Annotated in this window: 8 protein-coding genes and 1 pseudogene; 4 read left to right on the top strand and 5 right to left on the bottom strand. The window is 66.6% G+C overall.

The window, feature by feature from the left end; genetic code table 11:
- A pseudogene (locus AC1DYX_RS24350) lies at positions 1-264 on the top strand (hypothetical protein); the annotation flags it as partial.
- Between the two features lie 33 nt (positions 265-297).
- Here the strand turns inward: AC1DYX_RS24350 and AC1DYX_RS24345 are convergent.
- Complete coding sequence (locus AC1DYX_RS24345; RefSeq protein ID WP_477263652.1) at positions 298-606, bottom strand: hypothetical protein; 309 nt, start codon at positions 604-606, stop codon at positions 298-300.
- A 175-nt stretch (positions 607-781) separates the two neighbouring features.
- Positions 782-1,435 carry an ABC transporter ATP-binding protein gene (locus AC1DYX_RS24340; RefSeq protein ID WP_477263650.1) on the bottom strand — a complete coding sequence of 218 codons (654 nt, stop codon included), beginning with the start codon at positions 1,433-1,435 and terminating at the stop codon, positions 782-784.
- A gap of 122 nt (positions 1,436-1,557) precedes the next feature.
- On the opposite strand from AC1DYX_RS24340, the gene egtD reads away from it, so the two are divergent.
- The 3 genes from egtD to AC1DYX_RS24325 are packed head-to-tail and all read left to right on the top strand — an operon-like array spanning position 1,558 to position 4,698.
- Entirely contained in the window at positions 1,558-2,523 is a 966-nt protein-coding gene (gene egtD / locus AC1DYX_RS24335) for an L-histidine N(alpha)-methyltransferase (protein ID WP_477263647.1), read from the top strand.
- Between the two features lie 10 nt (positions 2,524-2,533).
- The gene (gene egtB / locus AC1DYX_RS24330; RefSeq protein ID WP_477263645.1) at positions 2,534-3,769 is read left to right on the top strand and encodes an ergothioneine biosynthesis protein EgtB; all 1,236 of its coding nucleotides are present in this window, start codon (positions 2,534-2,536) and stop codon (positions 3,767-3,769) included.
- Positions 3,766-4,698 (top strand): YihY/virulence factor BrkB family protein, encoded by a 933-nt coding sequence (locus AC1DYX_RS24325; RefSeq protein ID WP_477263643.1) that lies wholly within the window; start codon positions 3,766-3,768, stop codon positions 4,696-4,698. The genes egtB and AC1DYX_RS24325 overlap by 4 nt, the downstream gene beginning before the upstream one ends.
- A gap of 130 nt (positions 4,699-4,828) precedes the next feature.
- On the opposite strand, the gene leuA is transcribed toward AC1DYX_RS24325, so the two are convergent.
- The 3 genes from leuA to AC1DYX_RS24310 all read right to left on the bottom strand — a co-directional run.
- A complete protein-coding gene (gene leuA / locus AC1DYX_RS24320) occupies positions 4,829-6,517 on the bottom strand; it encodes a 2-isopropylmalate synthase (RefSeq protein WP_477263641.1) in 1,689 nt (562 codons plus the stop codon).
- A 424-nt stretch (positions 6,518-6,941) separates the two neighbouring features.
- Complete coding sequence (gene selD, locus AC1DYX_RS24315) at positions 6,942-7,997, bottom strand: selenide, water dikinase SelD (RefSeq protein WP_477263639.1); 1,056 nt, start codon at positions 7,995-7,997, stop codon at positions 6,942-6,944.
- Between the two features lie 8 nt (positions 7,998-8,005).
- Positions 8,006-8,423: glycosyltransferase (locus AC1DYX_RS24310; RefSeq protein WP_477263637.1), on the bottom strand; the 418-nt coding region annotated here is incomplete at its 5' end.

The following is an 8,423-nucleotide window of genomic DNA, read 5'->3' as shown; positions in this document are numbered from 1 at the left end:
AAGCCGGCCGGCGCCGCGGCCTCCGCACGCAGCGACGCGCCCGCGCGTCCGCACCTGGTGCGCGACAGTTTCACCATGCCGGAGCAGGAATACGCCGTCCTCGGCGCGGTCAAGCAGGCGTGCCTGAAGGCCGGCTTCGAGGTCAAGAAGAGCGAGCTGCTGCGCATCGGCGTGGCCCTGCTGGGCCAGCTCGACACGAAGTCCCTGCGCGCCGTCCTCGACAGCCTGCCCCAGCTCAAGACCGGGCGCCCGCCGGCCGGGTGACGCCACCGTTCCGACATTGCCATCCGCCGGCGCTCAGTGGTGGGTCGGCGGCGGTTCCGTGCGCGTCTCGGCCGTCAATTCCTTCAGTTCGCGGATCGGGATATTCGATTTCTCGTGCATCCGCAGCAGGATCGTGGCGCCGACGTTCAGCTTGCGGTGCCGGATCTTGCTGATGATGGGTGGCTGTACCTCCAGGACGCGGCACAGTTCCGCGTCGTTCTTCAGCTGCATGCGCTGGATTAACGTGTCGAGTAATTTGTTCGGGACAAAACTCGACGGCTCCATCGCTCGGGCACGATGCATTGCCTCGAGCAACTCCTGTTTCTTCTGCCGTACGCTCATGAACTCCTCCACGGGACAATGAACATTCAAGACAGATCGACTGTTTTGGAATCCAGCCCGCCTGTACCGCTTTTTTCGCTGACTTATGCCTGACGGGTTTGTTGGAATGCTACTACGGAGTTGATATGAAGGACGCACTGTTCATGACTAAAACGCCATAACAGGCCTGTTTCTTCTAGGAACCTGGGCTGATCAGGCCCGAGCGGGTCAGCACGAGCGTGCGATCGGCCATGGCGGCGGCCGCGTGGGAATGGGTGACCATGATCGCCCCCGCGCCGCTCGCCTTGATCTCCGCGCGCAGCAGGTGCAGGATGCCGTCGGCCGTTTCCGGGTCGAGATTGCCGGTGGGCTCGTCCGCGAGCAGCAGGGCGGGGCGGTGCACGAGGGCGCGCGCGATGGCGACCCGCTGCAGCTCGCCGCCCGACAGCTGGCGCGGATAATCGGCGTCGCGTCCGGCCAGGCCGACGGCGTCCAGCATCTGCGTGGCGCGCGCCGGGTCGGGGCGGCCGTTCAGCAGCAACGGCAGCGCGACGTTCTGCGCCAGGGTCAGGTGCGGCAGCACGTGGAAGGCCTGGAAGATGAAGCCCATGCGCGCGCGCCGCAGCCGGGTGGCGGCATCGTCGTCCAGCGCGGACATCGGCGTCCCGTCGACGCGCACTTCGCCGCCGTCCGGCACGTCGAGCCCCGCGATCAGGTTCAGCAGCGTGGACTTGCCCACGCCCGATTCGCCCATGATGGCGACGAATTCGCCGGGTGCGAAACGGTGCGACAGGGCCGCCAGCACGGTGCGGCCGCCATAGGACTTGCTGAGATCGACGAGTTCGAGCATGGAACGCCACAGGAAAACCGCTACTCTAGCATGGCGGCGGCAGCGGTCAGCCGTGACGCCGCCACGTGCGGAATCGCGTATGATGGCCGGAACTGCAACATTTCCGCCCCTCCGAGGACACCATGCTGAACATGACGTCGCACGCCGTGCCCGCAGCAAACGATGGGTTGCATGTACCCGCCGAACTGGACGCCAGCCTGCGCGCCCGCCAGGCCTGGATCTCGCCGAAGTTCCTGTACGACCCGCTCGGCTCGAAGCTGTTCGAGGCGATCTGCGAATTGCCCGAGTACTATCCGACGCGCACCGAAGCCGGCATCTTCGACCGGCACGGCGCCGAGATCGCGCGCACGGTCGGCACGGGGTCCACGCTGATCGACCTGGGGGCCGGCAACTGCGCCAAGGCGGCGCACCTGTTTCCGCTGCTGCAGCCGCGCCAGTATGTCCCGATCGACATCTCGGCCGAATTCCTGCACGACGCCGTCGAACGCCTGCACCAGCGCTTCCGCCACATCGACATGCAGCCGCTCGGCATGGACTTTTCCAGCAGCCTCGATCTGCCCGACAGCGTGCGCCAGCAGGGCCGCCTGTTCTTCTATCCTGGCTCGTCGATCGGCAATTTCGCGCCGGACGAGGCGCACGACTTCCTGCGGCGCGTGCATGCGCAGTGCGGGCGCGACGGGGGGCTGCTGATCGGGATCGACCTCGCCAAGGACCATACCGTGCTGGACGCCGCCTACGACGATCCGCTGGGCGTGACGGCCGCGTTCAACCTCAACGTGCTGCGCCACGTGAACCGCCTGCTCGGCGCCGACTTCGACATCCGCCAGTGGCGCCACCGCGGTTTCTACAACCCGGCCCAGGGTCGCGTCGAGATGCACCTGGAGGCGCAGAGCGCGCAGCAGGTGACGTGGCGCGGCGGCAGCCGCCGGTTCGCGGCGGGCGAGTGGATCCACACGGAGAACAGCTACAAATACCGCCAGAGCGACGCCGTCGGCCTGCTCGCCCAGGCCGGTTTCGCGGCCACGCGCGTGTGGACCGATCCGAAGCAGTGGTTCGCCGTCGTCTACGCACGTGCACTGTCGCACTGAAGGAGCACGCATGGGAGCTTCCGAACATCGTTTGTCGACCGCGTTCGAGCACGTGCGGCAACGCTCGCTGCACCTGGCCGAACCGCTGACGGCCGAGGACTGTTGCGCCCAATCGATGCCCGACGCCAGCCCCGTCAAATGGCATCTGGCGCATACGACCTGGTTCTTCGAGACCTTCGTCCTCGAGCCGCGCGAGCCCGGCTTCCGGTCCGTCGATCCGGCCTACCGCGTGCTGTTCAACTCGTACTACAACGGTGTCGGCGCGAAGCACCCGCGCGCCCAGCGCGGCCTGCTCACGCGGCCGACGCTGGCCGAGGTGCAGGCCTACCGCGCCATTGTCGACGTGCGCCTTTTGCGCCTGCTGGCGGCGGCGCCGGCGGACGCCGGACTGGCGGCGCTGGTGGAGCTGGGCCTGCAGCACGAGCAGCAGCACCAGGAACTGATCCTCACGGACGTCAAGCACCTGCTGTCGCGTAATCCGCTGTATCCAGCCTATGTCGATGCGCCGCTGCCCGCGGCCGGCCCCGCCGCGCCGCAGGCCTGGATCGAATTCGACGGCGGCCTCGCCGAGATCGGCCATGGCGGCCCGGGCTTCGCCTTCGACAACGAGCTGCCGCGCCACCGCCAGTACCTGGAACCGTTCGCGCTCGCGTCCCGCCTGGTGACGAACGGCGAATACCTCGAGTTCGTGGAGGCGGGCGGCTACCGCGACCCGTCTTTGTGGCTGTCGGAAGGTTGGGATGAGGTGACAAATCGGGTCGCGAACGGCACGCCGTGCGCGCCGCTGTACTGGGTGGACGACGGCGACGGCCGGCGCGAGTTCACGCTGCATGGATTGCTGCCGCTGGACCTGGAGCGGCCCGTCACGCACGTCTCGCTGTACGAGGCCGACGCGTACGCGCGCTGGCGCGGCGCGCGCCTCCCGACCGAGGCCGAATGGGAATTCGCGGCGCGCGATGCGATGCTGGCCTGCGGCGACCTGCATCCGCGCGTCGCGGGCAGCGAAGGTCTTGGACAGATGTTCGGCGAATGCTGGCAGTGGACGACGAGCAGCTATGCGCCTTATCCCGGCTTCGTGCCGGCCGCTGGCGCGCTCGGCGAGTACAACGGCAAGTTCATGGTCAACCAGTACGTGCTGCGCGGCTCGTCGTGCGCCACGCCGCACGGCCATGCGCGGGCCAGCTACCGTAACTTTTTCCCGGCCGGCGCGCGCTGGCAGTTCACCGGGATCAGGCTGGCGCGATGAAGCCGGCGCGCGGCCTGCGCCTGCGCGTGCTGAACCGGCGCGCGAATGCCTGGATCGTCGCGCATCCGCTCGAATTCGTCCTGCAGTGCGTGCGCGCCTTCCGCGCCAACCAGGGCTTGCTGCTGGCCGGCGCCGTCGCCTATTACGCGCTGCTGTCGATCGTGCCTTTCCTGATGCTGGTGGTCGTCGTGCTGTCGCATTTCATCGACCAGGCCAACCTGCTGCTGACCTTGCGCCGCTACCTCGAACTGCTCGTGCCGGGGCAGTCCGGCCCGCTCGTGGAGGAGGTCGCGCACTTCCTCGGGAACCGCGACCTGATCACGTGGGTGCTCGGCTTCACGATGCTGTTCTTCAGCTCCCTGGCCTTCACGGTGCTGGAAAACGCGATGAGCGTGATCTTCGTGCACCGCGTGGCCGTGCGCCGGCGCCACTTCCTCGTCTCGGCCGTGCTCCCGTACTGCTACATCCTCGCGCTGGGCTTCGGTGTGATGATCGTGACGCTCGTCGCCGGCACCTTGCAGGTGATCGGCACGGAGAGCGTCGAACTGTTCGGCCGCACCTGGTCGCTGCACGGCGTGTCGGGCGCGCTGCTGTACCTGCTGGGTCTCGCCGGCGAGATCCTCGTGCTGACGTCGATCTATCTCGTGATGCCGGTCGGACGGCTGTCGCTGTCGCACGCGCTCGTGGGCGGCGTGACGGCCGCGCTGCTGTGGGAACTCGCGCGCCACGTCCTCGTGTGGTATTTCACGACCTTGTCGAAGGTGAACGTCGTGTACGGTTCGATGAGCACGGCCATCGTCGTGATGTTCAGCCTGGAGATTGCGGCGAGCCTGCTGCTGTTCGGGGCCCAGGTCATCGCCGAGTACGAACGCGTGGGGCACAACGGCCAGGGGAAGGCGCCGCAGCCGATGCGCACGGCGCCGCCATGATGCCGGCACATCGCATGCGTTACGCGTGGGCACGTTTCATTTGAGGTCCCCGGCCTCAAATGCCCACCCTACGAATTGTGCAATGCCGTAGGGTGGGCTCCCCGAGCCCACCATGTGTATGAATCGACGCTCAGGCCGCGCGCTGCTGCGCCTCTTCCGCGTTGAGGGCCAGCTGGCGGTTCACGGCCGACAGCACGGCCATGAACGACGCGGTGACGATATTGCTGTCGATGGCGGCGCCGAACAAGGTCGGGCCGTTCGCGAGGCGCAGCTCGACGTAGCAGGCGGCGCGCGCATCGGCGCCCGAGCCGATCGAGTGCTCGTGGTAGTCCATCAGGCGGATGTCGAGGCCCAGCGCGTTGACGAAGGCATCGATCGGACCGTTGCCGGTGCCGTGGCGCGCTTCCGTCACGCGGTTGTGCAGCACGTTCGTGTCGATCTGGACGCGCTCCTCGCCCTCGCTGTTCTCGACCAGGCGGTGCGAGACGTAGCGGTACGCGGCGTTCTCCTGCTCGAAGTATTCACGCGAGAACAGGGCATGGATGTCCGACGCGGCCACTTCGCGGCCGGTGGCGTCCGCATGCTTCTGTACGACGCGCGAGAATTCGATCTGCAGGCGGCGCGGCAATTCGAGGCCGTATTCCTGCTCCAGCAGATAGGCCATGCCACCCTTGCCGGACTGGCTGTTCACGCGGATCACGGCGTCGTAGCTGCGGCCCAGGTCGGCCGGGTCGATCGGCAGGTACGGCACTTCCCAGATGGCGTCCGGCTGCTGCTTCGCGAAGCCCTTCTTGATGGCGTCCTGGTGCGAGCCGGAGAACGCGGTGAACACGAGGTCGCCGACGTACGGATGACGCGGGTGCACGGGGATCTGGTTGCATTCCTCGACCAGCTGGCGGACACTGTCGATGTCCGATAAGTCCAGGCCCGGGTGCACGCCCTGGGTGTACAGGTTCAACGCCAGCGTGACGAGGTCGACGTTGCCGGTGCGCTCGCCGTTGCCGAACAAACAGCCCTCGACGCGGTCCGCGCCGGCCATCACGGCCAGCTCGGCGGCCGCGACGGCCGTGCCGCGGTCATTGTGCGGGTGCACGCTGATCATGAGGTTCTCGCGCTGCTTCAGGTTGCGGCACATCCATTCGATCTGGTCGGCGTAGACGTTCGGCGTCGCGGCTTCCACGGTCGACGGCAGGTTGACGATCACCTTGTTGTCCGCGCTCGGCTGCCACACGTCGACGACGGCGTCGACGATGCGCTTGGAGAAGTCCAGTTCCGTCGTCGAGAACGATTCCGGCGAGTATTCGAGACCCCACTTCGTGTCCGGGTGTTGGGCGACCAGTTCCTTGATCAGCCTGGTGCCATTGACGGCGATCTGCACGATCTCGTCCTGGTTCATGCCGAACACGACGCGGCGGAAGACCGGCGCAACGGAGTTATAGACGTGCACGATGGCCTGCTTCGCGCCCACGCACGACTCGACGGTGCGGCGGATCAGTTCTTCGCGCGACTGCGTGAGCACGATGATGGTGACGTCATCCGGGATGCGCTTTTCCTCGACCAGCATGCGCACGAAGTCGAAGTCCGTCTGCGATGCGGACGGGAAACCCACCTCGATTTCCTTCACGCCGATCTGCACGAGCTTTTCGAAGAAGCGCAGTTTCTTTTCCGGGCTCATCGGCTCGATCAGCGCCTGGTTGCCGTCGCGCAGGTCGGTGCTCATCCAGACCGGCGGCTTGTCGATGATGCGGTTCGGCCACTGGCGGTTGTCCAACGGGACGGCGGGGAAGGGGCGGTATTTGGCGGCGGGATTGGTCAACATGGCGGTAGCTCCTGAATTCGTGATGGTGCGTGTCTGGGGTTCGTTGTGGCAAGGGCTGCCGGACGGGCCACGGGATGCTAGGCCCGGCAACCGATCGGTAGTTTTAGCAGCGAACGTACGCGGACACGCGCGCCGGCAGACAGCAGGAAGGCTCCGGCGACAGTGGCAGACAGCGTGAATGAGATCAAGACTAACATCGGTACGACTTTCCTTGGGCTACGAGATCCGGCACAGGATGCCGGGCATAACGGCGGCGATTTACGCGCGTAGTAGCAGGGCTGCCAGCTGTAGGGCGCCGGCGAGCGGTAGGGAAGTCGACAGAGGCAGTTGGGAGAACATTTCTCCACTCTAAGTGAATTTTGTTTGGGGTGTCAAGCCTTTCCTGTATTGTCGTTTGGCTACGACGGTTGTTTAACCCGCTTCTTCAGCTCACCTCGACTTTCGCCGTGCCTGTGGTCATCGAACCGATGACGGCGGCATCGCCGAAGCCTTCGCGGCGGAACAGGGCGAGGACCTCGTCCACGCTGCCCGGATCGCACGAGACGAGCAGGCCGCCCGACGTCTGCGGGTCCGTCAGCAGCACGCGTTGCGTGTCCGTGATGCCGCTGCCCAGTTCCACGTCGTGGCCGTACGCATCCCAGTTGCGGCCGGACGCGCCCGTGAAATAACCGGCATGGGCCAGCGCCTCGACACCCGGCAGCAGCGGGATGCGCGCCATGTCGAGCTTTGCGGTCAGTTGCGCGCCGCGCGCCAGCTCGAGCAGGTGGCCCAGCAGGCCGAAGCCCGTGACGTCCGTCAGTGCATGGACGCCCGGCAGTTCCGACAGCGCCTTGCCCGGCTTGTTCAGCCTGGTCGTGTTCGCGACCATCGCGGCATAGCCGTCAGCGTCGAGCTGGTCCTTCTTCAGCGCGGCCGACAGCACGCCCACGCCGAGCGGCTTGCCGAGGACGAGCACGTCGCCCGCGCGCGCGTCCGCGTTGCGCTTGACCTTCGAAGGATGCACGAGGCCCATGACGACGAGGCCGTAGATGGGTTCCACCGAATCGATCGTGTGGCCGCCGGCGATGGGGATGCCGGCTTCCGCGCAGATCGATTCGCCGCCCTGGATGATCTTGCCGATCGTGTCCAGCGGTAGCTTGTTGATCGGCATGCCGACGAGGGCCAGCGCCATGATCGGCGTACCGCCCATCGCATACACGTCGGAAATTGCATTGGTGGCGGCGATGCGGCCGAAGTCGAACGGGTCGTCGACGATGGGCATGAAGAAGTCCGTCGTGGCGATCAGTGCCTGCTCGTCGTTCAGTTTGTAGACGGCGGCGTCGTCGGCCGTCTCGATGCCGACCATGAGTTCCTTCGGCACGGGGAAGCCGCTCGACTTCTTGAGGATCTCGGACAGCACGCCGGGCGCGATCTTGCAGCCGCAGCCGCCGCCGTGGGAGAACGAGGTCAGTTTGATGGGTTGGTCGGCGGAAGTGTTCATACCTGTGTTCATGTCGTCTTGCGTTGGTCGAGGAGAAGATTATCCACCAAGTCGAGCAGGCACGCTCGCTCCGCGGCCGGGGCGAACAGCCGGGCGCGCGCGGCGCACTGCCGCCGCAGGCTTGTGTGGAAGCGCGCGTCGAGCACGCTGCGCTCGACCAGGCGAGCCAGCTCCGCCGCGTCGCCGGGGGCGAAGTAACCCGCGTAATCCTCGCCCAGCATGCCGATATTGCCCGGGATGCAAGACGCGAGTACGGGCACGCCACTCGTCACGGCTTCGATGATGACGTTGGCACCGCCTTCCATGCGCGACGCGATCACCATCGCATGGCAGCGGCGCAGCCGGCGCCGCGTCGTCATGTGGGGCAGGGCGCCGAGCCAGCGGTAGGCCGGCGTGGCGGCCGCCGTCGCGCGCGCGAGGTCGCCG

The sequence above is a fragment of the Massilia sp. P2_C2 genome (assembly GCF_056404615.1).
Note: the sequence above shows the minus strand (reverse complement) of the source record. Positions and strands in the feature narration are given on the sequence as shown.

Bases quoted from the DNA above. Each gene is read 5' to 3' on its own strand.
- leuA (WP_477263641.1), bottom strand. From the start codon at position 6,517: ATGTTGACCAATCCCGCCGCCAAATACCGCCCCTTCCCCGCCGTCCCG.
- AC1DYX_RS24325 (WP_477263643.1), top strand. From the start codon at position 3,766: ATGAAGCCGGCGCGCGGCCTGCGCCTGCGCGTGCTGAACCGGCGCGCG.
- selD (WP_477263639.1), bottom strand. From the start codon at position 7,997: ATGAACACTTCCGCCGACCAACCCATCAAACTGACCTCGTTCTCCCAC.
- AC1DYX_RS24345 (WP_477263652.1), bottom strand. From the start codon at position 606: ATGAGCGTACGGCAGAAGAAACAGGAGTTGCTCGAGGCAATGCATCGT.
- egtD (WP_477263647.1), top strand. From the start codon at position 1,558: ATGCTGAACATGACGTCGCACGCCGTGCCCGCAGCAAACGATGGGTTG.
- egtB (WP_477263645.1), top strand. From the start codon at position 2,534: ATGGGAGCTTCCGAACATCGTTTGTCGACCGCGTTCGAGCACGTGCGG.
- AC1DYX_RS24340 (WP_477263650.1), bottom strand. From the start codon at position 1,435: ATGCTCGAACTCGTCGATCTCAGCAAGTCCTATGGCGGCCGCACCGTG.